General features: G+C 61.6%; 22 protein-coding genes. 16 read left to right on the top strand and 6 right to left on the bottom strand.

The features are described from left to right. Positions 1 to 77: 77 nt before the first annotated feature. The 4 genes from ruvX to gshB all read right to left on the bottom strand — a co-directional run bounded on the left by ruvX (position 78) and on the right by gshB (position 3,199). A complete protein-coding gene (gene ruvX / locus ACA049_RS28770; protein ID WP_003195067.1) occupies positions 78 to 515 on the bottom strand; it encodes a Holliday junction resolvase RuvX in 438 nt (145 codons plus the stop codon). Beyond that, positions 515 to 1,087 carry a YqgE/AlgH family protein gene (locus ACA049_RS28765; protein WP_497331587.1) on the bottom strand — a complete coding sequence of 191 codons (573 nt, stop codon included), beginning with the start codon at positions 1,085 to 1,087 and terminating at the stop codon, positions 515 to 517. The genes ruvX and ACA049_RS28765 overlap by 1 nt, the downstream gene beginning before the upstream one ends. A gap of 181 nt (positions 1,088 to 1,268) precedes the next feature. Further along, positions 1,269 to 2,168 carry an energy transducer TonB gene (locus ACA049_RS28760; RefSeq protein ID WP_497331585.1) on the bottom strand — a complete coding sequence of 300 codons (900 nt, stop codon included), beginning with the start codon at positions 2,166 to 2,168 and terminating at the stop codon, positions 1,269 to 1,271. Positions 2,169 to 2,245: 77 nt separating this feature from the next. After that, entirely contained in the window at positions 2,246 to 3,199 is a 954-nt protein-coding gene (gene gshB, locus ACA049_RS28755; RefSeq protein WP_497331583.1) for a glutathione synthase, read from the bottom strand. Between the two features lie 233 nt (positions 3,200 to 3,432). Between gshB and pilG the strand changes: the two genes are divergently transcribed. The 6 genes from pilG (at position 3,433) to ACA049_RS28725 (ending at position 13,417) form a co-directional block, all read left to right on the top strand. Next, complete coding sequence (pilG, locus tag ACA049_RS28750; RefSeq protein ID WP_219095115.1) at positions 3,433 to 3,837, top strand: twitching motility response regulator PilG; 405 nt, start codon at positions 3,433 to 3,435, stop codon at positions 3,835 to 3,837. Between the two features lie 57 nt (positions 3,838 to 3,894). Continuing rightward, entirely contained in the window at positions 3,895 to 4,260 is a 366-nt protein-coding gene (gene pilH, locus ACA049_RS28745) for a twitching motility response regulator PilH (RefSeq protein ID WP_497331581.1), read from the top strand. 10 nt (positions 4,261 to 4,270) lie between these two features. Next, a complete protein-coding gene (locus ACA049_RS28740) occupies positions 4,271 to 4,810 on the top strand; it encodes a chemotaxis protein CheW (RefSeq protein WP_497331579.1) in 540 nt (179 codons plus the stop codon). Between the two features lie 147 nt (positions 4,811 to 4,957). Next, positions 4,958 to 7,015: a methyl-accepting chemotaxis protein gene (locus tag ACA049_RS28735; protein ID WP_497331577.1), complete on the top strand. Its 2,058-nt coding sequence runs from the start codon at positions 4,958 to 4,960 to the stop codon at positions 7,013 to 7,015. 53 nt (positions 7,016 to 7,068) lie between these two features. Further along, complete coding sequence (locus tag ACA049_RS28730; protein ID WP_497331575.1) at positions 7,069 to 12,969, top strand: Hpt domain-containing protein; 5,901 nt, start codon at positions 7,069 to 7,071, stop codon at positions 12,967 to 12,969. Continuing rightward, positions 12,962 to 13,417, top strand: a complete 456-nt coding sequence (locus ACA049_RS28725) for a chemotaxis protein CheW (protein ID WP_497331573.1) — start codon at positions 12,962 to 12,964, stop codon at positions 13,415 to 13,417. The genes ACA049_RS28730 and ACA049_RS28725 overlap by 8 nt, the downstream gene beginning before the upstream one ends. A gap of 105 nt (positions 13,418 to 13,522) precedes the next feature. Here ACA049_RS28725 and ACA049_RS28720 read toward each other — a convergent pair whose 3' ends face one another. Continuing rightward, complete coding sequence (locus ACA049_RS28720; RefSeq protein WP_497331571.1) at positions 13,523 to 13,906, bottom strand: DUF6124 family protein; 384 nt, start codon at positions 13,904 to 13,906, stop codon at positions 13,523 to 13,525. 430 nt (positions 13,907 to 14,336) lie between these two features. Between ACA049_RS28720 and ACA049_RS28715 the strand changes: the two genes are divergently transcribed. From ACA049_RS28715 to madM, 10 genes are all read left to right on the top strand, one after another. Then, entirely contained in the window at positions 14,337 to 14,975 is a 639-nt protein-coding gene (locus ACA049_RS28715) for a transcriptional regulator (RefSeq protein ID WP_497331569.1), read from the top strand. Between the two features lie 249 nt (positions 14,976 to 15,224). After that, positions 15,225 to 16,895 carry a malonate decarboxylase subunit alpha gene (gene mdcA, locus ACA049_RS28710; protein WP_497331567.1) on the top strand — a complete coding sequence of 557 codons (1,671 nt, stop codon included), beginning with the start codon at positions 15,225 to 15,227 and terminating at the stop codon, positions 16,893 to 16,895. Then, a complete protein-coding gene (locus tag ACA049_RS28705) occupies positions 16,895 to 17,752 on the top strand; it encodes a triphosphoribosyl-dephospho-CoA synthase (protein ID WP_497331565.1) in 858 nt (285 codons plus the stop codon). The genes mdcA and ACA049_RS28705 overlap by 1 nt, the downstream gene beginning before the upstream one ends. Beyond that, the gene (locus tag ACA049_RS28700) at positions 17,752 to 18,051 is read left to right on the top strand and encodes a malonate decarboxylase subunit delta (protein ID WP_008026217.1); all 300 of its coding nucleotides are present in this window, start codon (positions 17,752 to 17,754) and stop codon (positions 18,049 to 18,051) included. Before ACA049_RS28705 ends, ACA049_RS28700 begins: the two co-directional genes overlap by 1 nt. Next, a complete protein-coding gene (locus ACA049_RS28695) occupies positions 18,044 to 18,886 on the top strand; it encodes a biotin-independent malonate decarboxylase subunit beta (RefSeq protein WP_497331563.1) in 843 nt (280 codons plus the stop codon). Before ACA049_RS28700 ends, ACA049_RS28695 begins: the two co-directional genes overlap by 8 nt. Next, positions 18,883 to 19,686, top strand: coding sequence for a biotin-independent malonate decarboxylase subunit gamma (gene mdcE / locus ACA049_RS28690; RefSeq protein ID WP_497331561.1), 804 nt, complete (start codon positions 18,883 to 18,885; stop codon positions 19,684 to 19,686). Before ACA049_RS28695 ends, mdcE begins: the two co-directional genes overlap by 4 nt. Further along, positions 19,680 to 20,291, top strand: coding sequence for a malonate decarboxylase holo-ACP synthase (locus tag ACA049_RS28685; protein WP_497331559.1), 612 nt, complete (start codon positions 19,680 to 19,682; stop codon positions 20,289 to 20,291). The genes mdcE and ACA049_RS28685 overlap by 7 nt, the downstream gene beginning before the upstream one ends. After that, positions 20,288 to 21,199 (top strand): malonate decarboxylase subunit epsilon, encoded by a 912-nt coding sequence (gene mdcH / locus ACA049_RS28680; RefSeq protein WP_497331557.1) that lies wholly within the window; start codon positions 20,288 to 20,290, stop codon positions 21,197 to 21,199. Before ACA049_RS28685 ends, mdcH begins: the two co-directional genes overlap by 4 nt. 65 nt (positions 21,200 to 21,264) lie before the next feature. After that, positions 21,265 to 21,681: a malonate transporter subunit MadL gene (gene madL, locus ACA049_RS28675; RefSeq protein ID WP_497331555.1), complete on the top strand. Its 417-nt coding sequence runs from the start codon at positions 21,265 to 21,267 to the stop codon at positions 21,679 to 21,681. A 1-nt stretch (position 21,682) separates the two neighbouring features. Next, positions 21,683 to 22,447, top strand: a complete 765-nt coding sequence (madM, locus tag ACA049_RS28670; RefSeq protein WP_033060438.1) for a malonate transporter subunit MadM — start codon at positions 21,683 to 21,685, stop codon at positions 22,445 to 22,447. A 137-nt stretch (positions 22,448 to 22,584) separates the two neighbouring features. Here madM and ACA049_RS28665 read toward each other — a convergent pair whose 3' ends face one another. Continuing rightward, positions 22,585 to 23,499, bottom strand: coding sequence for a LysR family transcriptional regulator (locus ACA049_RS28665; RefSeq protein ID WP_077747236.1), 915 nt, complete (start codon positions 23,497 to 23,499; stop codon positions 22,585 to 22,587). Positions 23,500 to 23,684 lie beyond the last annotated feature (185 nt).

Below are 23,684 nucleotides of genomic sequence, written 5' to 3'. Positions count from 1 at the left end.
GGGCCCGAGCCCTGCCTTTGAGTAAGGCTGCGGGGTTTGGCTCGGGTTGTAGCTAAGAGAGACGCTATGACGGCTCTTCAGGATTCGAACAGTGCGGTGTTTTCGTCGAGCCAGCCTTGCAGCAGCAGGGCGGCGGCGATGGCGTCGACCGGGTTGTCGCGGTAGCTGCCCTTTTGTCCGCCACGATCACGCCGTTCACCCTTGGCTTCGAAGGTGGTCAGGCGTTCGTCATGGGTATAGAAGGGCAGGTTGTAGCGGCCATTGAGGCGACGGGCGAATTTCTCTGCGCGCAGGCACATGTCGCTTGGCGTGCCATCCATGTTCAGCGGCAGGCCGACCACCACCGCGTCGGGCTTCCACTCTTTAATGAGGGCTTCAACCTGATTCCAGTCAGGAACACCGTTTTGCGCTTTCAAGGTACACAGCTCGCGGGCCTGGCCGGTAATCACCTGGCCGACCGCAACGCCGATCTGTTTGGTGCCGTAGTCAAAACCCAGAATCAGTCGCAGGGCCATCAGGCGTGGCCCGCCTGGCTGGTCAGCAGGCTGAGATTGACCCCGAGGTGCTTGGCCGCCGCTTCCAGGCGCAGTTCGCTGCTGGTGTTGAACAGGATGTCGGCGTCGAACGGGCAGGTCAGCCAGGCGTTCTGCGCCAATTCGGCTTCGAGCTGCCCGGCTTCCCAGCCAGCGTAACCGAGGGCGATCACGCTTTTGGCCGGGCCGACGCCGTCGGCGATGGCGAACAGCACATCCTGGGAGGTGGACAAGGAAAGGTCGCCTTCCAGATCAACGGTGGCCTGAAAGGTCTTGCCCGAGGGGTGCAGGACAAAACCGCGATCAGTCTGCACCGGGCCGCCGATAAAGATCGGCACATGCTGGCAGAGCACGGGCGGTTCGATGTCGGGGCGCAATTGCTCGAGGATATCGGCCAGATTCAGGTCTTGCGGGCGGTTGACCACCAGCCCCATGGCACCATTGGCCGTGTGCTCGACGATGTAGGTCAAGGTGTGCGCAAAGTTCGGGTCGGCCATGTGAGGCATGGCGATCAGGAAGTGATGCTTGAGGTAGCTGGGGCTGACGTTCTTCATGAGCGCTAGTGTGGCGTTGGAGGGGCGAACTGACAAGCTGGGGATGCCGCAATTTGCCAGTCGACACAGTTCAAATGTGGGAGCGGGCTTGCTCGCGAAAGCGGTTAATCATTCAACATTGATGTTGACTGACACGACGCCTTCGCGAGCAAGCCCGCTCCCACAGGGGATTTGTGGGGTGTCAGTTGCTGGAAAGTCTGTCGCCGCGGGCGAATTTCCAGGTGCGGATGATTTCCAGCCGGTCAATGTCCGACAAATCCCCGGTAAACGGTGAAAACGGTGCCGCCAGTCGCACAATGCGCTGCGCCGCCTGATCCAGCAGCGGTTGCCCGGACGATTCCAGCACCAACACCTCGTACAGCGAGCCATCGCGGTTGATCGAGACCATCAGGCGCAAATTGCCGTAGATCTGCTTGCGCCGCGCTTCGTCGGGGTAATTCAGGTTGCCGATGCGCTCGACCTTCTTGCGCCACTCGTCCTTATACCAGGCGCCCTTGTCTTTCATGGTCGAAGCAGCGCTCAGGCGGTGGATGCGCGGGCGCTTGGCGTACAGCTGTTGTTCGTTGGCCAGTTCCGCTTCCAGGCTGGCGATGTCGCTGGACAGCTGCTCAGTGTCGAACGTCGGCGCCGCCACGGCGGGTTTGGTGATTGGTTTGACCTCTTCGTTCTTGGCCGGGGCTTTTTTCGGCTTCGGCGCAACGGTGGTCACGGCAGCCTTGGGCGCGGCTTCCGGCACTGGCGGCTTGGCGGCCGGCGGTGGCGTGACTTTCTGCACCTTGTTGTCCTGGAACGGCGCGACCTCGGTGGTCTTGGGAATCGCCTTTTTATCCAGGGTGCCGCTGCCTTCCTGATTTTCCTGGGCGAGGAAATCAGCTTTCGCAGGCTTCTTTTCGCTCTTGAAGGTGGCGAGGGTGATTTCCAGGGTTTTGCTGATCTGCTGGGGTTCGACCATCGTGAACCCGACGCCCAACAGCAAGGCCAGGTGAATCAACGCCGCCAGAAACAGGGTAAATCCGAGGCGATCGGCCGGGCGCACGCCACGATGGGCGAGTTCAGCGGGCAAATCGGACGGGAGCGTCATGACAAAAAAACCAACATCGCGTTTTTCACAGGCCGCGGATGATAACGCAATGTTGGTCGTTTCTTGGCTGTTCTATATCAACGAGCCTTTAGCTTCTGATCGATGGCATCCATCAGCAGGCCGCCGATGTCGGTGCCGAACGCATTATCAATCTCGCGAATGCAGGTCGGGCTGGTGACGTTGATTTCCGTCAGGTGCTCGCCGATCACGTCCAGGCCTACGAACAACAGGCCTTTTTCACGCAGTGTCGGGCCGACTTGTGCCGCGATCCAGCGATCCTTGTCGCTCAGCGGACGGGCTTCGCCACGACCACCGGCCGCGAGGTTGCCACGGGTTTCACCGGCAGCCGGGATCCGCGCCAGGCAATAATCCACCGGCTCGCCGTCGATCATCAGGATGCGTTTGTCGCCGTCCTTGATCGCCGGCAGGTAGGCCTGGCCCATGATCTGCTGGGTGCCCAGCGCGGTCAGGGTTTCCAGAATCACCGACAGGTTCGGATCGCCCGCGCGATGACGGAAAATCGAAGTGCCACCCATGCCGTCCAGCGGCTTGAGGATCACGTCACCGTGCTTGTCGGCGAATTCACGCAGCACGTCGGCACGGCGGCTGACCACGGTCGGCGGCGTGCACTGCGGGAACAGCGTGGCAAACAGTTTTTCGTTGCAGTCACGCAGGCTTTGCGGCTTGTTGACCACCAGCACGCCCGCGCGCTCGGCTTGTTCCAGCAGGTACGTGGAGTAGACGAACTCCATGTCGAACGGCGGATCCTTGCGCATCAGGATCACGTCCAGATCGCTCAGCAGCGTGTCGGTCTCGGCTTCCAGCTCAAACCATTTTTCCGGGTTGGCGAACACTTTCAGTGGACGCATCCGCGCCCGGGCTTCGCCTTCGCCCTGATACAAATCGCGCTGTTCCATATAGAACAGTTCCCAGCCGCGCTTCTGTGCGGCCAGCAGCATGGCCAGCGAGCTATCCTTTTTATAGGAAATGCTGGCAATAGGATCCATGACAATCCCGACGCGAACGCTCATGGGTTTTTCCTCGAATTTGGGGGCCGGAGCGGCTTTTAAAAAGTGGCGTCAGAGTGGCGCTGAGTGTGTTCCCGGTCAAGGAAAAACCACTGCACCAGTCGCCCGATAGATTGGTTTTAGAGACTGTGCTAAAAAGGCTGCCATATCGTTCTGGCCCTTAAACATCAAGGGTTTCGAGCCTCCGGTTATCGGAAATGGACAATTTGATTCGCAAAGGCGACGGCAGAGCATTTATGGACCAGCATTCCAGCGCCTTGAAGGTCATGGTGATCGACGATTCGAAGACGATTCGCCGCACCGCCGAAACGCTGTTGAAGAACGTGGGGTGTGAAGTCATCACGGCCATCGACGGTTTCGATGCCCTGGCGAAGATTGCCGACAATCACCCCGGGATCATCTTTGTCGACATCATGATGCCGCGCCTGGATGGCTATCAGACCTGCGCGTTGATCAAGAACCACAGTGCGTTCAAGTCCACGCCAGTGATTATGCTGTCGTCCAAGGACGGGCTGTTCGACAAGGCCAAGGGGCGCATCGTCGGCTCCGACCAGTTTTTGACCAAGCCTTTCAGCAAGGAAGAACTGCTGAACGCGATCCAGGCCCATGTACCGGGCTTCGCCGCCGTTTTGCCGCAGTAGGACACGCACAGTGACGCTCGGCCAGCGGGCCCGGCGTCGACAAGAATGGGGAAGACCATGGCACGTATTCTGATCGTCGATGACTCGCCGACCGAAATGTACAAACTGACCGGCATGCTGGAAAAGCACGGTCATGAAGTGTTGAAAGCCGAAAACGGCGCCGACGGCGTGGCCCTGGCCCGCCAGGAAAAACCCGACGCCGTGCTGATGGACATCGTCATGCCTGGCCTCAACGGTTTCCAGGCGACCCGCCAGCTGACCAAAGACCCGGACACCGGGCACATCCCGGTGATCATCATCACCACCAAGGATCAGGAAACCGACAAGGTCTGGGGCACGCGCCAGGGCGCCAAGGATTACCTGACCAAACCGGTCGATGAAGAAACCCTGATCAAGACCCTGAACACCGTGCTGGCCGGTTGATCGTCCGGCCATGACCGAGTCGCTGACGGCTTTCGAACTGCTGCTGCAGATCGACCAGCGCTGTCGTCTGCTGGCGGCGGATCTGCCGTCCCAGCCGACCCGGCAGGATCGCTGGAGCGGCATCGGTTTTCGCCTGGGCGAGCACTGGTACGTCGCGCCCATGGGCGAAGTCAGCGAGGTCCTGCACGAACCGCGCTTCACTCAGTTGCCGGGCGTCAAACCCTGGGTCAAGGGCGTGGCCAACCTGCGTGGGCGATTGCTGCCGATCATGGATTTGTGCAGTTTCTTCGGTCATGAACAGTCGACCCTGCGCAAACAGCGGCGGGTGTTGGTGGTGGAGCACAACGAGGTGTTTGCCGGGTTGATGGTCGATGAAGTCTTTGGCTTGCAGCACTTTGCCCAGGACAGTCTGGAACCGGTGTCGACGGCCGATCTGCATGGGCCGATTGCAGCGTTCGTCCAGGGCCGGTTTCAGCGTGAGCAGACGTGGCAAATATTCAGCCCGTTCACGCTGGCGCAGTCACAAAGCTTCATGCATGTAGCGCTGTAATCAAGGCAACGCCGCAATCCTGTAGGAGCGAGGCTTGCCCGCGAAGAACGAAAACGCGGTGTTCCTGTAAGACCGTAGCGCCTGCTTCGCGGGCAAGCCTCGCTCCTACAAGGGCGTCGTTGAATTGGGCAGTACAGGCGAGGACCGATGATAAAAACTAAAACAGGCAAGCCGGAAGGATCGCGCAGCCGTTCGCAGATCATCGTGCTGTTTATCGCGCTGATCATCTTCATCATGCTGCTGTTCGCCAACTTCGCTTACCTCAACACCCAAGCCACGTACGACAAACAGTACATCGGCCACGCCGGCGAGCTGCGCGTGCTGTCCCAGCGCATCGCCAAAAACGCCACCGAAGCCGCTGCCGGCAAGGCTGCCGCGTTCAAGCTGCTGAGCGATGCGCGCAACGATTTCGCCCAGCGCTGGGGTTACCTGAAGAAAGGCGACCCGGCCACCGGTCTGCCGCCGGCGCCGTCCACCGTGCGCCCGGAAATGCGCGCGGTGCAGCTGGACTGGGAACGCCTGCTGAAAAACACCGACGCGATTCTCTCCAGTGAGCAGACCGTTTTGTCGCTGCATCAGGTCGCCGCAACCCTGGCTGAAACCGTGCCGCAGTTGCAGGTCGAATACGAAAAAGTCGTCGAGATCCTCTTGCAGCGTGGCGCCCCTGCCGCTCAGGTCGCCATGGCCCAGCGTCAGTCGCTGCTGGCCGAACGCATCCTGGGCGCGGTGAACACCGTGTTGTCCGGCGATGAAAACTCGCAACAGGCCGCCGACGCGTTTGGTCGTGACGCCGCGCGGTTCGGTCAGGTGCTCAACGGCATGCTCCAGGGCAATACGTCGCTGCGGGTCAGCCAGGTCGAAGACCGCGATGCGCGTGCTCGGTTGACCGAGATTTCCGAGCTGTTCGAATTCGTCTCCGGCTCTGTGGATGAAATCCTCGAAACCTCGCCCGAACTGTTCAAGGTTCGCGAATCGGCGACCAACATTTTCACCCTGTCGCAAACCCTGCTCGACGAAGCCTCACACCTGGCCACCGGGTTCGAAAATCTTGCCGGCGGGCGCGACACCGACACCATCGGCGGCTATGTGCTGGGCCTGCTGGCGTTGATGTCGATCATCCTCATCGGCCTGGTGATGGTGCGCGAAACCAATCGCCAGCTGCGTGAAACCGCCGAGAAGAACGAGCGCAACCAGAACGCGATCATGCGCCTGCTCGACGAGATCGAAGATCTGGCCGACGGTGACCTCACCGTGACCGCTTCGGTGACCGAAGACTTCACCGGGACCATCGCCGACTCGATCAACTATTCCGTCGACCAACTGCGCGACCTGGTGGCAACCATCAACCTCACCGCCGGCCAGGTTGCCGCCGCCGTGCAGGAAACCCAGGCCACCGCGATGCACCTGGCGCAGGCTTCGGAGCATCAGGCGCAACAGATCAGCGAAGCCTCCACCGCGATCAACGACATGGCCCAATCCATTGACCAAGTGTCCGCCAACGCCGCCGAATCTTCGGCGGTGGCCGAACGTTCGGTGGAAATTGCCAACAAGGGCAACGAGGTGGTGCACAACACCATCCACGGCATGGACAACATTCGTGAGCAGATCCAGGACACGGCCAAGCGCATCAAGCGCCTGGGCGAGTCTTCTCAGGAAATCGGCGACATAGTCAGCCTGATCGATGACATTGCCGACCAGACCAACATCCTCGCCCTCAACGCGGCCATTCAGGCCTCGATGGCTGGTGACGCCGGGCGCGGTTTTGCGGTGGTAGCTGACGAGGTGCAGCGTCTGGCCGAACGTTCGTCCGCCGCCACCCGGCAGATCGAAACCCTGGTGCGGGCGATCCAGACCGACACCAACGAAGCCGTGATTTCCATGGAACAGACCACCACCGAAGTGGTGCGCGGCGCGCGTCTGGCGCAGGATGCCGGAGTGGCCCTGGAAGAAATCGAAGGCGTGTCGAAGACCCTGGCGGCGCTGATCCAGAGCATTTCCAACGCCGCGCAGCAGCAGACGTCTTCGGCCGGTCAGATTTCTCTGACGATGAACGTGATCCAGCAGATCACCACGCAGACTTCATCGGGCTCCACCGCCACCGCCGAGAGCATCGGCAACCTGGCGAAAATGGCCAGCCAGCTGCGGCGTTCGGTGTCCGGTTTCACCTTGCCGGCGGCCAAGGCGCAGGCGGCGGATAAAGTGTGAAGCGCCCGCAGGCGTACGGGTTTTTTTGAGTAGAGCAGTGATTTGGAGTGGTTATGGGTGATCGGCACGACTATGTGGCCCTCGAGTGGGTCAAAGGCGAGATTGCCGAAACGCTGAAAGTGGCTCATCAAGCAATCGAAACCCTGCTTGATGACCCCCAGGCGACGCACGCCCTCAGCGAATGCCTGGCGTGCATCCATCAGGTTCACGGCAGTTTGCAGATGGTCGAATTCTACGGCGCGGCCCTGCTCGCCGAAGAAATGGAACACCTGGCCACCGCCTTGCAACAGAACCGCGTCAGCCATCGCGACGAGGCGCTTCACCTGTTGCTGCAAGCCCTCGGGCAACTGCCGATCTACCTCGACCGGGTGCAAGGCGCGCGCCGTGACCTACCCTTGGTGGTGCTGCCGTTGATCAACGATTTGCGCAGTGCCCGCGGCGACAGCCTGTTGTCGGAAACCAGCCTGTTCAGTCCGCAATTGCTCGACCTTCCGGCGCTGGACGAAGAATCGCTGGCCCTGCTTGAACCGACGGATTTACCCAATGTGCTGCGCAAGCTGCGGCAGATGCTGCAAATGGCATTGGTCGGGTTGCTGCGCGAACAGGATGACGACACTAACCTGGGTTATCTGACCAAGGTTTTTTCACGCCTTGAAGGGTTGTGCGGCAATGCGCCCCTGAGCCCGTTGTGGCAAGTCGCCTCGGCGCTGGTCGAAGGCATGCGCGGTGGCTCGATTGCCAACAGCCCGGCGCTACGCAGCCTGTTCAAGGACGCCGACAAAGAACTCAAACGCCTGCTCGAACAGGGCATTCGCGGCATCAATCAGCCGGCACCGCCGGAGTTGCTCAAGAGTTTGCTGTTCTACATTGCCAAGGCCGAACATCCCACCGGGCAGATGCTGACCATGAAAGATCGTTACTCACTGGACGACGCGCTGCCTGACAGCGCAATGGTCGACGAAGAACGCGCCCGCCTGGCCGGCCCCGACCGTGACGCCATGCGCTCGGTGCTGGCCGCGCTCTGTGAAGAACTGGTGCGGGTCAAGGAGCGCCTCGACCTGTTCGTACGCAGTGACCGCCAGCACACCTCGGACCTCGAAACCCTGCTGGCGCCGCTGCGGCAAATCGCCGACACCCTCGCGGTGCTGGGTTTCGGCCAGCCGCGCAAAGTCATCATCGATCAACTGGCGGTGGTGCTGAGCCTTGCCCAGGGCCAGCGCGAACCCAACGACGCCATTCTGATGGACGTCGCCGGGGCCTTGCTCTACGTCGAAGCGACGCTGGCCGGCATGGTCGGCACCGTGGAGCCGGAGAGCCAGGAAGAAAGCCACCTGCCGACCACCGACCTGACGCAGATCCATCAGATCGTGATCAAGGAAGCGCGCATCTGCCTGCAACAGGCCAAGGACATGGTCGTCGACTACATCGACGCCGACTGGGATCGCCAGCATTTGCAGGCCTTGCCGGCGTTGCTGACCCAGGTGCGCGGCGCGCTGTCGATGATTCCGTTGAACCGTGCGGCGAGCCTGATCGAAACCTGCAACCACTTCATTCGCGAGCATCTGTTGCTCGATCCGGGCCAGCCCGGCTGGCAGGAACTGGACAACCTGGCCGACGTCATCACCAGCATCGAATATTACCTGGAGCGCCTCAGCGACGACCCCGAGGCACCGGGCGAACAATTGCTCGACGTGGCGGAAAAGAGCCTGGCGACACTCGGGTTTTTCCCCAGCGAACAGCATGTGCCGATGCTCGAGGATGTGCTCAGCCCGAGCGAAGCCCAGGTGATGCAAGACCTGCAGGAACTCGATGACCCGGACACCGTGCAGTCGCTGGCCGACGTGTTGGCCAGCCCGGTGTCTTCGGTCAATCCGCCGGCCTTGACCACCCCGGGCAGCCTGTTGCCACCACCCGCCGATGAAGAACCGGTGGACGATGAGCTGCGGGAAGTCTTCCTCGAAGAAACCGATGAAGTTCTGGAAATCCTCCGCGAATACTTGCCGCGCTGGACGGCCAATCCGGACGATAAAGCCGCGTTGAGTGAACTGCGCCGAGCGTTCCACACCTTGAAAGGCAGTGGCCGGATGGTCCGCGCGCTGGTGCTGGGTGAGTTGGCGTGGGCCGTAGAAAACCTGCTCAATCGCGTGCTGGAACACAGCGTTGCGCCTGGGGCGGCGGTGCAACAATTGCTCCGCGAAGCACTGGACCTGCTGCCGGGACTGGTGGCTGAATTTGCCGCCAATGCCCAGCGCCAATGCAACCAGGTCGACCAACTGGCCGCTCGCGCCCATGCCCTCGCCAAGGGTGATTTACCGGCCAGCGATGAAGACACCCAGGACGTCGCGGCCCTCGATCCGCTGTTGCTGGAGATCTTCCGCAAGGAGGCCGAGACCCATCTCGCCAGCCTCAACCGTTTCCTCGATCAAGCTGCCGAGCATGTGCCGTTGCAGGCCAGTGACGAGTTGCAGCGGGCATTGCACACCTTGAAGGGCAGCGCCTCGATGGCCGGCGTGTTGCCAATCGCCGAGCTGGCGACGCCACTGGATCAACTCGCCCGCGAATACAAGGCACACCTGATCGCCCTCGACCTCGACGAAGTCGAACTGCTGCTGGAAGCCGAAGGTCTGTTCCGTCTCGGGCTGCGGCAACTCAAGGATGATCCGCTGGCTGAGATACCGGATGCTGATTTGCTGATCGAGCGCACCAAGGCGCTGCTCGCCGAGCGTCTCGACTCGCTGCTGAAAGCGCCGAACACCGCGCTGCGAATCAAGCGTGATCCGCAGCTGATCAACAACTTCCTGGCCCAGGGCATGGACATCCTGCTCGACGCCGAAAGTCTGTTGCAGCGCTGGCAGCAGCACCCGGGCGAGCGTCAGGAACTCAGCGCGTTGCTGGATGAGTTGACCACTCTGGGCGAAGGCGCGCACCTCGCCGATCTGCACCCGGTGGATGAACTCTGCGAAGCGTTGCTCGACTTGTATGGCGCGGTGGAAGAAAGCAGTCTGGCGGTCAGCGACCGGTTTTTCCATGAAGCGCAAAGTGCCCACGAAGCGCTGATCAACATGCTCGACGAACTGGCTGCCGGCCAGGAAGTCAGCCCGCAACCGGAACGCATCCGGGCCTTGCGTGGCTTGCTCGATGAAAGCCTGGATCCGTCGTCCATGGGCCTGATTCGCAGCGACGGCAGCCGCACCCTGAGCATCCGCGAGCTGGGCAGCGCCACCGCGGAACTGGAGCAGACTGCGACTCAGGTCGAGCTCGACGATGAAATCGTTTCGATCTTCCTCGAAGAAGCGGTGGATATTCTCGAGAGCGCCGGCCAGGCCTTGCAGCGCTGGCTGAGCGACCCGGACAACGCCGCGCCGCTGTCGTCCTTGCAGCGCGATTTGCACACGCTCAAGGGCGGCGCGCGGATGGCCGAGGTCGAGCCGGTCGGCGACCTCGCCCATGAATTGGAAAGTCTTTACGAAGGTCTGGTGGACCGCCGTTACAGCCACAGCGAAACCCTGGCGCAGCTGCTGCAACAGAGCCATGACCGCCTCGCGGTGCTGCTTGAACAGTTGCAGAACCAGCACGCCCTGAGTGCCCCGAACGAGTTGATCGAAGCGATTCGCGAGTTCCGCCAGGGCAACACCCACACCGTCGAAGCGGCAGAACCCGTGCCGGCCAATGATTCGCCGGGCCATGACCCCGAGCTGCTGGACATCTTCCTTGAGGAAGGTTTCGACATCATCGAAAACTCCGGCGCGGCCCTTGTGCGCTGGCAAGCCGAGCCGTCGAACCGTCAGGAAGTGGAAACCCTGCTGCGCGACCTGCACACGCTCAAGGGCGGCGCGCGGATGGTGGAAATCGCCCCCATCGGCGACCTCGCCCATGAGCTGGAATTTCTCTACGAAGGCTTGTCAGCGGGCGTGCTGCAACCGACCCCGGCGCTGTTCGCGCTGCTGCAAAGCAGTCACGACCGACTGGCGCAAATGCTCGATGCCAGCCGCGCAGGCCAGCCGTTGCCGTCGGCCGATCGCTTGATCGACGCGATCAAGAATTTCAGTCATCCATCGGTTCCCGATACGCCGGTGGTGGTGCCCGCCACGCCGAAACCCGACACCGCGGCGCCGCAAGTCGAAGTGGGCGCCGACATGGTCAAGGTCTCGGCGGAACTGCTCGACGATCTAGTCAACCTGGCCGGCGAAACGTCGATCTTCCGTGGCCGTATCGAGCAACAGGTCAACGATGCGCAGGTGGCCCTGAGCGAGATGGAAACCACCATCGAACGCATGCGCGATCAGTTGCGCCGGCTCGACACCGAAACCCAGGGGCGGATTCTCAGCCGCCAGCAAGTCGACGCCGAGCGCCTCGGTTACGAAGAATTCGATCCGCTGGAAATGGACCGTCACTCGCAGTTGCAGCAGTTGTCGCGGGCGCTGTTCGAGTCCGCCTCCGACCTGCTCGACCTCAAGGAAACCCTCGACCGGCGTAATCAGGACGCGGAAAACCTGCTGCAACAGCAGGGCCGCATCAACACCGAATTGCAGGAAGGCCTGATGCGTACGCGCATGGTGCCGTTCGAGCGCATGCTGCCGCGCTTGAAACGCATCGTCCGCCAGGTCTCCAGTGAGCTGGGCAAAGACGTCGAGTTCGTGGTCGGCAACGCCGAAGGCGAGATGGATCGCAACGTGCTTGAGCGCATGGCGGCTCCGCTGGAACACATGTTGCGCAACGCTGTGGACCATGGCCTGGAATCGACCGAGGTGCGTATCGCGGCGGGCAAACCGGCTCAAGGGCGGATCACCCTCGACCTGTCCCGCGAGGGCGGCGACATCATTTTCGACATCCGCGACGACGGCGCGGGCGTGCCGCTGGAAGCGGTGCGGCGCAAGGCGATCAAGCGCGGCTTGCTGGCCCCGGACGCCGACATCAGCGACCGCGACGTGCTGCAATTCATCCTGCAACCGGGGTTCTCCACCGCCGAGAAAATCACCCAGATTTCCGGGCGTGGCGTGGGCATGGACGTGGTTCACGAAGAGGTCCGGCAGCTCGGCGGCACCATGGTCATCGACTCGGTGCCGGGGCAGGGCGTGCACTTCCGGATCCGCTTGCCATTCACCGTGTCGGTCAACCGCGCGCTGATGGTGCAGTGCCTGGAGGATCAATACGCGATACCGCTGAACACCATCGATGGCATCGTTCGCGTGCTGCCCAACGAACTTGAAGGGCATTACCGGCTCGATCCGCCGACCTACGAATACGCCGGGCAGCGTTATGAGCTGTGTTATCTGGGCGAGTTGCTCAAAACCAGCACCCGTCCGAAACTGTTGGGTCAGAGCCTGCCGCTGCCGGTCTTGCTGGTGCAATGCAACGAGCGGCACATTGCCGTGCAAGTCGATTCGATGGCCGGCACCCGCGAGATTGTGGTCAAAAGCCTCGGTCCGCAGTTTGCGTCGGTGCAGGGATTGTCCGGGGCGACGATTCTGGGCGATGGCCGGGTGGTGCTGATTCTCGATTTGCTCGCGCCGATCCGCGCCATGCAGGCCCGTGTACCGCAACAGCCGGCGACACAGGACGTTGAGGTCGAGCCGCATAAACCGCTGCTGGTGCTGGTGGTCGACGATTCGGTCACCGTGCGCAAGGTCACCAGCCGTCTGCTGGAGCGCCACGGCATGAACGTGCTGACCGCCAAGGATGGGGTCGACGCCATGCTGCTGCTTGAAGACCACCTGCCCGACGTGATGCTGCTGGACATCGAAATGCCGCGCATGGACGGCTTCGAAGTGGCGACTCAAGTGCGCAGCGACGAACGTTTGCAGCACTTGCCGATCATCATGATCACCTCCCGCACCGGCCAGAAACACCGCGACCGCGCCATGGCCATCGGCGTCAACGACTACCTCGGCAAGCCGTACCAGGAATCGGTGCTGCTCGACAGCATCGCGTTGTGGAGCAAAACCCATGCTTGAGCATCGCACCAGTAACCTCACCGGCCTGCTGCTGCCCCTGGCCGACCGCAACCTGATCCTGCCCAACGTCGCGGTCGCGGAGCTGATTGACTATCAACCGGGTGCGTTCGATCTGGATACGCCACCGTGGTACCTGGGGCTGGTAACGTGGCGGGACCGGCAGATTCCGTTGCTGAGTTTCGAATCGGCGTGCGGCCAGAAGATCGTCATCGGTGAGCGGGCGCGGATCGTCATTCTCAATGCCCTTGGCGGGCGACCGGAGCTGAAGTTCATTGCGCTGCTGGTGCAGGGGATTCCTCGCTCCTACAAGCTCGACAGTCAGTTGAGTTACGTCGATGTGCCGTTGTGTCCGCTGGAGCAGGCGGCGGTGCAGGTGGGGGAGCAGGTGGCGAAGGTGCCGGATTTGCTCGCGTTGGAGGAGTTGTTGGTGAGTGCCGGGCTAGTCTGACGGGCCCCTTCGCGGGCAAGCCTCGCTCCTACAGGTTTCGCGTGGTCCTTGTAGGAGCGAGGCTTGCCCGCGAAGGCGGCCTTCAATTCACCGCAAAACGAACGGCTAAACCTTGGCCTGAGCCCGCAACTGCATCTGCAACGCCTCGTTATGATCCAGCGCCCGCTCCACCAACAACTGCACGCCATCAGCCATTCGGCTGAGCGCCAAGGCGACCGAACGGCGTGAGCCTTCCACATCGTCCGCCAGATCGGCCGCAATGGCGCTGATGGAAAGCAAATCTTCGGAGGCGTTGGCCAGAAGGGCTTCGGTGTCAATATCGGGGGAGACGGTGAAGAGAGGGTGTTTACGGCGTTTGGCCGGTTTTTCCTGGGCTGGCGGGAAGTAATGGGCGAAGGCGCGGTCGGCAGCTTCCTTGAGTTTTTCGGCTTCGAGAGATGCGTCGGAGTCGGCGTCGGTTTCCGGGGGATTGGGAGTGGCTTTGAACATTGTGAATCTCCGTACAGGGGTGAAGCTGACCCATTCGGTTTCCGAGCGAATGGTGGCAGCTGTACGCGGTTGGAAACCCGGGGTACGGCCCGGCAGACCCTAAGGTCTTCCGCGCACAGCCGCCATAACGGAATGCACACTTTGAAGGTGCGCAAGCATACGTTATGAAGGACGCTTTTGCGCCCCGTACTCATGGGGTTTCCAGCCCCGGTCGCTGAATTGTCAGCGACCCCCAAACAATAAAGCTCAGCACAAAACCCCACCAGTCAGCGGCTTCCGGCATTGCTGTAGGTGGCGACGTCACACCGTGTAGCCTTTCACCCTTGCAGCGGACAAACTTTTAAACACAAACCTCCAATCGGCTGGCGAAGGTTGAAGATTCCCAAAAAGGGACCTATCGTTCCCTTTTTGGGACTCATCGGTTGTCACTGTGAAAAACCTCTCCCTCAGCGAAGCCTTGTTCACCACCACTCAGCAAAAAGTGCTGGGCTTGTTGTTCGGTAAACCCGATCGAAGTTTTTACGCCAACGAAATCGCCCGCTGGGCTCAAGTGGGTAAAGGCAGCCTCATGCGCGAGCTGGATCGATTGCAACAGGCAGGCGTGTTGACCCTGAGCCGCCAGGGCAACCAGACCCACTATCAAGCCAATCCGCAGTGCCCGATCTATGCCGAGCTGTTGGGCATCGCCCGCAAAACCTTTGGCATCGCCGAGCCTCTGCGTCAGGCTCTCCACCCCTTTGTCGAGCAGATCACCTGGGCATTTGTGTACGGTTCAATCGCCAAGGATTCGGCAAGCGCATCCAGTGACATTGATCTCATGCTGATCGGCGAAGGCCTGCACTACAGTGAAGTGATGGAGCGGCTTATGCCTCTGGAAGAGCAATTGGGCCGCGTCCTCAACCCGACGCTCTACACCCCCGACGACTGGGCCGCAAAACTGGCGGCTGAAAACAGCTTCGTCGTGCGGGTAGCGCAGCAGGACAAGATCAACCTGATGGGGGGAAACCCTTTGGAGTTCAAGGATGGGCAGCGTGTGCAGCAGATAGCCGGGCCGCAATTCCCTCATTAAGAACTGCGGTGATCGATCTGGCCCCTTCGCGAGCAAGCCCGCTCCCACATTGATTTTCTGTCGTCCATAAATGTTGTGTTCACTGAATTCTAATGTGGGAGCGGGCTTGCTCGCGAAGGGGCCGGTACAGTCACTGCAACTCTTCGCGACCATTACCCTGACCGTAACGATCCGTCTCTCTGCTTGATTGATGCCCCCCACCCAACGCTCCTAAGGTGACTCCCACGACAGCGAACCCGTGGAGTGGTCATGACAACAACAATATCCCCCGACTCGCGATGGACGCGGCGGCGCAGCGAAAAGCAGCGGCGTCTCGAACTGGTGCGAGGCCTGGCCGACGGTGTGGTGCTGCCCACCGACAACATCGTCGCGGCGCTGGAGGCCTTGATCCTGCCTGGCGACCGCGTGGTGCTGGAAGGCAACAACCAGAAGCAGGCGGATTTCCTCTCCCGTTCCCTGGCCAAGGCCGATCCCGCCAAGCTGCATGACTTGCACATGATCATGCCCAGCGTCGGCCGTTCCGAGCACCTGGACCTGTTCGAACGCGGCATCGCCCGCAAGCTCGACTTCTCCTTCGCCGGCACCCAGAGCCTGCGCATCAGCCAATTGCTGGAAGACGGTCTGCTGGAAATCGGCGCGATCCACACCTACATCGAGCTCTATGCACGGCTGGTGGTCGACCTGATTCCCAACGTCGTGCTCTCGGCCGGTTTCATGGCCGACCGCGCCGGCAACATCTACACCGGCCCCAGCACCGAAGACACCCCCGCATTGATCGAACCGGCCGCGTTCAGCGACGGCATCGTCATCGTCCAGGTCAATCAACTGGTGGACGATGTCAGCGACCTGCCACGCGTCGACATCCCCGCGTCCTGGGTCGATTTCGTGGTGGTGGCCGACAAGCCGTTCTACATCGAACCGCTGTTCACCCGCGACCCGCGTCATATCAAGCCTGTGCACGTGTTGATGGCGATGATGGCGATCCGCGGGATCTACGAGAAACACAACGTCCAGTCCTTGAACCACGGCATTGGTTTCAACACCGCCGCCATCGAATTGATCCTGCCGACCTACGGCGAATCCCTCGGCCTCAAAGGCAAGATCTGCCGCAACTGGACGCTCAATCCGCACCCGACCTTGATCCCCGCGATTGAAAGCGGTTGGGTCGAAAGCGTGCATTGCTTCGGCACCGAACTGGGCATGGAAAACTACATCGCCGCGCGGCCGGACGTGTTCTTCACCGGGCGCGACGGATCACTGCGTTCCAACCGAATGTTCTGCCAGCTCGCCGGGCAATACGCGGTGGACCTGTTCATCGGCGCGACCCTGCAAGTCGATGGCGATGGCCATTCTTCCACCGTAACTCGCGGACGCCTCGCCGGTTTCGGCGGCGCGCCGAACATGGGCCACGACCCGCGCGGTCGCCGGCACAGCACGCCAGCCTGGCTCGACATGCGCCATGACGATGCACCCGAAGCCTTGCTCGAACGCGGCAAAAAACTCGTGGTGCAAATGGTCGAGACCTTCCAGGAGGGCGGAAAACCGACCTTCGTCGAAACCCTCGACGCCATAGAGGTGGCGAAGAAAAGCGGCATGCCGCTGGCGCCGATCATGGTCTACGGCGATGACGTCACCCACCTGCTGACTGAAGAAGGCATCGCCTATCTGTACAAGGCCCGTTCGATGGAAGAACGTCAGGCGATGATCGCCGCCGTCGCCGGAGTGACCGCCATCGGGTTGCGCCACAACCCGAAAGACACCGCACGCATGCGCCGCGAAGGCCTGATCGCCTTGCCCGAAGACCTGGGCATCCGTCGCACCGACGCCACCCGCGAATTGCTCGCCGCCAAAAGCGTGGCCGATCTGGTCGAGTGGTCCGGTGGCCTCTACAACCCGCCCGCCAAGTTCAGGAGCTGGTAATGCACGCATTCAACCTGCAACCGAAAACCCTGTCCCTGGCTGAACGGCTGGCGGACCTGGCCGTGGACGCGCTGATCGACGAAGCGGACCTGTCGCCGAAACCGGCGCTGGTCGACCGTCGTGGCAACGGCGCGCATACCGATTTGCACCTGGGGCTGATGCACGCCTCGGCGCTGTCCCTTTGGCCTGCGTTCAAGGAAATGGCGGAAGCGGCCATTGAGTGTGGCGAAGTCGGCGTGCCGTTGCGCGAAGCCATCGGGCGCATTGGTCGGGAAGGGGAGCAAGCGATGCTCGCCACCACTGGCGGCGTGAATACGCATCGCGGGGCGATCTGGGCCTTGGGGCTTTTGGTCACTGCCTGCGCGCTTGAGCCTGAATCCAGTGCCGCAGGCTCAATGGCTTTGCGCGCAGCACGCCTCGCGTTACTCGAAGACCGTTACGCGCCACGTCCACTCAGTCACGGTGCCCAAGTTGCCCAACGCTACGGCGCTCGCGGCGCCCGTGAAGAAGCCCAACTGGGTTTTCCTTCGGTGCTGCAACGCGCGCTGCCACAACTCAAGCGCAGCCGCGCCGTTGGCCATGGCGAGCAGAACGCCCGGCTCGATGCCTTGCTGGCGATCATGACGAACCTGGCGGACACCTGCGTTCTGTACCGCGCTGGCGAACAAGGCTTGCAGACCATGCAACTCGGCGCCCAAGCGGTACTCGACGCGGGCGGCAGTGCCAGCCTCGCCGGTCGCCGCCGTTTGCACGAGCTGGACGAACAATTAATCGCATTGAATGCGTCGCCCGGCGGTGCTGCGGATTTGCTCGCCGCCTGCCTGTTTATCGACCGCATCGAGTCCGGAGCTTTCTGATGGAAACCTTATCCTTTGAATTTCCCGCCGGGCAGCCGCCCCGGGGCCGTACGCTGGTGGGCTGTGTCGGCTCGGGCGATCTGGAAGTGCTGATCGAACCGGGTCAGGCCGGCAAACTGACGATCAAGGTGCAGACCTCGGTCAATGGCGCCGAGCAACGCTGGCAGCATCTGTTTGCACGGATGTTCGACGGCCAGACTCCGCCAGCGATGGCCATCGATATCCACGATTTCGGCGCGACACCGGGCGTGGTGCGCTTGCGTCTGGAACAAGGCTTTGAGGAGATCGGCCATGACTGATCTCCTCAAGAAACATAGTTTCGTCGAACTCGGCGCCCGGCAACGGGCGAAAGCCTTGCTCGACGCCGGCACCTTCCGCGAATTGCTCGACCCGTTTCAACGCGTCATGTCGCCGTGGCTGTCGCGTCAGGGCGTGGTGCCGCAAGCCGATGACGGCGTGGTGATCGCCAAGGGCAGCATCGGTGGGTTGCCGGTGGTCATCGCCGCCATTGAAGGTGCGTTTCAGGGCGGCAGCCTCGGCGAAGTCGGCGGGGCGAAAATGGCCGGCGCGCTGGAACTGGCCGCGGAAGATAACCGCAACGGTATCCCGACCCGCGCCGTGTTGCTGCTGGAAACCGGCGGCGTACGTTTGCAGGAAGCCAACCTCGGGCTGGCGGCGATTGCCGATATTCATGCGGCGATTGTCGATCTGCGCCAATACCAGCCGGTGGTTGGCGTCGTGGCCGGCAGCGTGGGTTGCTTTGGCGGGATGTCGATTGCCGCCGGGTTGTGCAGCTATTTGCTGGTGACCCAGGAAGCACGGCTTGGCCTGAACGGTCCGCAAGTGATCGAGCAGGAAGCAGGGCTTGAGGAATACGACTCCCGTGATCGTCCTTTCATCTGGAGCCTGACCGGTGGTGAGCAGCGTTTCGCCAGCGGTTTGGTGGACCGTTACGTTGCCGATGATGTGGCGCAGATTCAGCAGCAGGTCGGCGAATTGCTCAAGCAAGGTTTGCCGGAACAACAACGCAGCCGTCAGGCCGATCTGTTCCTGCAACGGCTCGCCCGATTGGACGCCGAGCCGCAAATCGAGCCGTCAGTGGTTCGCGATCTGTATCAAGGAGAGCGCTCATGAGCACGTATTCCCTGAGAGGTTTGAACTGGTTCAACGCCTTGAGCGCGGGCGCGAAACCGGTCGAAAGTTTGCCCGCTTCATTGAAAGTAGCCGACGGTGTATTGGGTGATCAGCCGGCGCGGTTTATCGCTGTGGTGGCTGATCCCGACAACCGTTTCGTCCGCGCCCGCAATGGCGAAGTCGGTTTGCTGGAAGGCTGGGGTCTGGCCAAGGCTGTGGATGAAGTCATCGCCGCCGATCTGGATAAACCGCACAAGCGCGCCTTGATCGCCATCGTCGATGTGCCGAGTCAGGCTTATGGTCGGCGCGAAGAAGCGCTCGGCATTCATCAGGCTCTGGCCGGTGCGGCGGACAGTTATGCCCGCGCCCGGTTGGCCGGCCATGCGGTGATTGGTTTGCTGGTGGGCAAGGCGATGTCCGGGGCGTTTCTGGCTCATGGGTATCAGGCCAATCGCTTGATTGCCCTGCGTGATCCCGGCGTGATGGTGCATGCGATGGGCAAGGCGTCGGCGGCGCGGGTGACGTTGCGCAGTGTCGAGGAGCTTGAAGCTTTGGCCGCCAGCGTGCCGCCGATGGCCTATGACATCGACAGCTACGCGAGCCTGGGATTGCTGTGGGAAACCTTGTCGGTCGAGCAGATTGAACGGCCAACCGCAGCCGACCTGGCGCGAGTCACTGAATGCCTGAATCAGGCAATCGGCGATGTTGCCGCGACGGGGCGCGACCTGAGCGGCCGGTTGGGCGCGAGCAACCGCGCAGCATCGAGCAAGGTGCGTGAACTGCTGAGAGCGCAGTGGTGAATACCTTTCTGGCCCACGACCTGCTCTGGGGCATGACGCCAGAGCAGCTGCCGGTGGACGCGCCTGCGTGGGTGATCGAGTCGATCAGTGCAGGGCAACCGGTGGTGGTTCGGCGTGCGTTGAGTGCGCCGGATCACATCGCGGTCGGGGTGCGTGGGCGGTTGCGTGAACAGCGCTTTGCAACGGTGATGTCGATCGATGCGATTTCGCGTCGCGTAACACCCGAAGAGCTTTGTCATGTCTCGATTGACCGGGATTTGCCGGCAGTCCACGCCCTCAATCAACTGCGGCCAATGCTTGATGATTGTGGTTGGGTGTGGGGTGTCAGCGGCAGTGCCGGGTTCGAATTGGGCAGCGGTTTTCAGGCGTTGCACGAGGGCAGTGATCTCGACTTGATCCTGCGCATGCCGCAACCGCTGGATCGATTGAAAGCGCAGGCGCTGGTGAAGATTCTGGACACGGCTGCCTGCCAGGTAGACATGCAATTGCAGACACCTTTCGGCGCCGTCGCCCTGCGCGAATGGGCCGGTCCTGTCCGTCGGGTTTTGCTGAAAAACGCCCGTGAAGCCTGCCTGGTCATTGATCCTTGGGAGCAAGCAGCGTGAGCAGCTTGCTGGTGTTCCCAGGGCAAGGCGCGCAGCAGCCGGGCATGCTCCATCGTTTGCCTCGCGAAACCGTCATCGAGGCGAGTGATGTGCTGGGTGAAGATACTTTGCTGCTGGATTCCGCCGAGGCGTTGAAATCGACACGGGCCGTTCAGCTTTGCCTGCTGATTGCCGGCGTCGCGGCTTCACGCCAGTTATCAATGGCGCCGGATTACGTGGCGGGATTGTCCATCGGCGCCTACCCGGCCGCGGTGGTGGCGGGTGCGCTGGGCTTCAGCGATGCGCTGCATCTGGTCAGCCTGCGTGGCGAGCTGATGCAACAAGCTTATCCACAGGGCTACGGCATGACCGCGATCATCGGCCTGGAGCTGGCGACGGTGGAAGGGTTGTTGGCGCAGGTTCACAGCGTCGATACGCCGGTTTATCTGGCCAATATCAATGCCGATAACCAGATGGTCATCGCTGGCAGCGATGCGGCGATGAAAGCCGTCGCTGAGCTGGCTCGAGGCTGCGGTGCCGGGTTGGCCAAACGCCTGGCCGTCAGCGTGCCGTCGCACTGTCCTTTATTGGAAGCCCCCGCTAAAACCCTGGCCGAAGCCTTCGCCAAGGTGCAACTGAAAACACCGACGTTGGGTTACCTGAGCGGCAGTCGCGCCCGGCCCATCATCAACACCGAAGCCTTGCGCGACGACCTGGCGTTCAACATGTGCCGCGTGGTGGATTGGCGCGGCACGGTGCAAAGCGCCTACGAGCGTGGCGTACGTCTACAGATCGAACTGCCGCCCGGTGCGGTGCTGACCGGGCTGGCGCGCCGGGTGTTCGAGCAGGGCACCGTCATTGCCTTCGACGGTGCGCGACTCGACACCTTGCAGGCGCTGTTGCGTGAGGAGGGAAGCCGCCAACCCTAGACCACCGACTCAGGCCTTCGAACAACAAAAACAACATTCGACGATGCACTTTGAGGACAACAACAATGATTATTTACGGTGTGGCGCTGTTGGCGATCTGTACGCTGGCAGGGGTGATCATGGGTGACATGCTCGGCGTGTTGCTGGGGGTGAAATCCAACGTCGGCGGGGTCGGGATCGCGATGATCCTGCTGATCTGCGCGCGGTTGTGGATGCACAGGCGCGGCGGCATGACCAAGGAGTGCGAGATGGGCGTCGGCTTCTGGGGCGCGATGTACATTCCGGTGGTGGTCGCAATGGCCGCGCAACAGAACGTCGTGACGGCGCTGCACGGTGGCCCGGTGGCGGTGCTGGCGGCGATTGGTTCGGTGGTGATCTGCGGCTGCACGATTGCGCTGATCAGCCGCACTCACAAAGGCGAACCCTTGCCCGATGAGCCCGAGGAAATCACGCCAGTCGGCACGCCAGTAGGAGGTCGCTGATATGTGGGATCTCATCGAGAAAGGCCTGGAACATAACGGCTTGGTTACGGCGTTCGCCTTTGTTGGCGTGATCATGTGGGTGTCGGTGGTGTTGTCCAAACGGCTGACGTACGGGCGGATTCACGGCTCGGCGATTGCCATTGTCATCGGGCTTGTTCTGGCCTGGGTCGGCGGCACCATGACTGGCGGGCAAAAAGGCCTGGCGGATTTGTCGCTGTTCTCTGGCATCGGCTTGATGGGCGGCGCGATGCTGCGGGACTTCGCCATCGTTGCCACGGCGTTCGAAGTGCAGGCCACCGAAGCGAAAAAGGCTGGTTTGATTGGCGTGATTGCGCTGCTGCTGGGCACGATCCTGCCGTTCATTGTCGGTGCGAGCATGGCTTGGGTATTCGGTTATCGCGATGCGATCAGCATGACCACCATCGGTGCGGGTGCAGTGACGTACATCGTCGGGCCGGTGACCGGGGCGGCGATTGGTGCGAGTTCGGATGTGGTGGCGTTGTCGATTGCCACCGGGTTGATCAAGGCGATTTTCGTGATGGTCGGCACGCCGATGGCCGCGAAATGGATGGGCCTGGATAACCCGCGCTCGGCGATGGTGTTTGGCGGGTTGGCCGGCACTGTCAGCGGTGTGACCGCCGGGTTGGCGGCGACGGATCGGCGGTTGGTGCCTTATGGCGCGTTGACCGCGACGTTCCACACCGGGCTTGGGTGTCTGCTGGGGCCTTCGTTGTTGTACTTCATTGTTCGCGGGATTGTGGGTTAAGCCGCGGGATCTTCGCTGGCTGTTCTGGCGCTTTCGCGGGCAAGCCTCGCTCCTACAGGATTTGTGTCGTGGCCCAATCCATGGCGCACGCACATCCTGTAGGAGCGAGGCTTGCCCGCGAAGGGCGCGGCGCGGTATCAGGCCTGGCGATTGGCATACATCCGACACTCCGCCAGCAACGCCAACAGATTCGGATCGCGCTCCTTGGCCTTCAAAAACACCACGCCAATGTGCTGCTGCAACCGATACTTTTCCTGCAACGGGATCAGCTTCACCCGGTTCTCATACACCGCCGCAATCCGCCCCGGCAGCAGCGCATAACCCACCCCCGAGCTGACCATGCTCAGCAGGGTGAAGATGTCGTTGACCTGCATCGCCACCTTCGGCTCGAACCCCGCCTGCTTGAACACCCGATTGCCGTCCTGGTGCGTGGCGAAGCCTTGGGTCAGGGTGATGAAGGTTTCGTCGCGCACTTCGGCCAGGTCAACTTCCGCCCGTTGGGCAAACTTCGAATCTGCCGGCGTGGCCAGGAAAATGTCATCGGAAAACAGCGGAATCTGCTCGCAGTCCGGGTCGTTGACGCTGTCGTCGAGAGACACCAGGATCGCGTCGACTTCCATGTTCTTGAGCTTGTACAGAAGGTCGAAATTCGAACCGAGGATCAGGTCGATGTTCAGTTCGCTGCGGCGGATCTTCAGGCCCATGATCAACTGCGGTACGGTCTTCACCGTCAGCGAATACAGCGAGCCGAGCTTGAAGCGTTCAGCCGAGAACCCGGCCGCTTCACGGGTCAGGCGCACGGTTTCGACCACGTCCTGAATCAGCTTCTGCGCGCGTTCTTCCAGCACATAGGCGCTCTCCAGCGGTGTCAGATTGCGGCCTTCGTGTTTGAACAGCGGGCAGCGCAGGGCGCTTTCCAGGGAGTGAATGGCACGGTGCACGCTGACGTTGCTGGTCTGCAACTCGGCAGCCGCCCGGGCCAGGTTGCCGGTGCGCATGAAGGCGAGGAACACCTCGAGCTTTTTCAGGGTCAACTCTTCGTCGATCAGCATGGCGTGGACTCTTATTCGAATGGCTCGATTGTGCACGCATGCAGGTACGTGTGGGAGCTGTGTAGGAGCTGTCGAGTGAAACGAGGCTGCGATCTTTTGATCTTGCTCTTAAAAACAACATCAAAAGATCGCAGCCTCGTTTCACTCGACAGCTCCTACAGGGGGATTTGTGGTTTGAAACATTG

The sequence above is a fragment of the Pseudomonas sp. LBUM1662 genome, from assembly GCF_059695915.1.
This window is presented reverse-complemented; position numbering and strand designations above follow the sequence as displayed.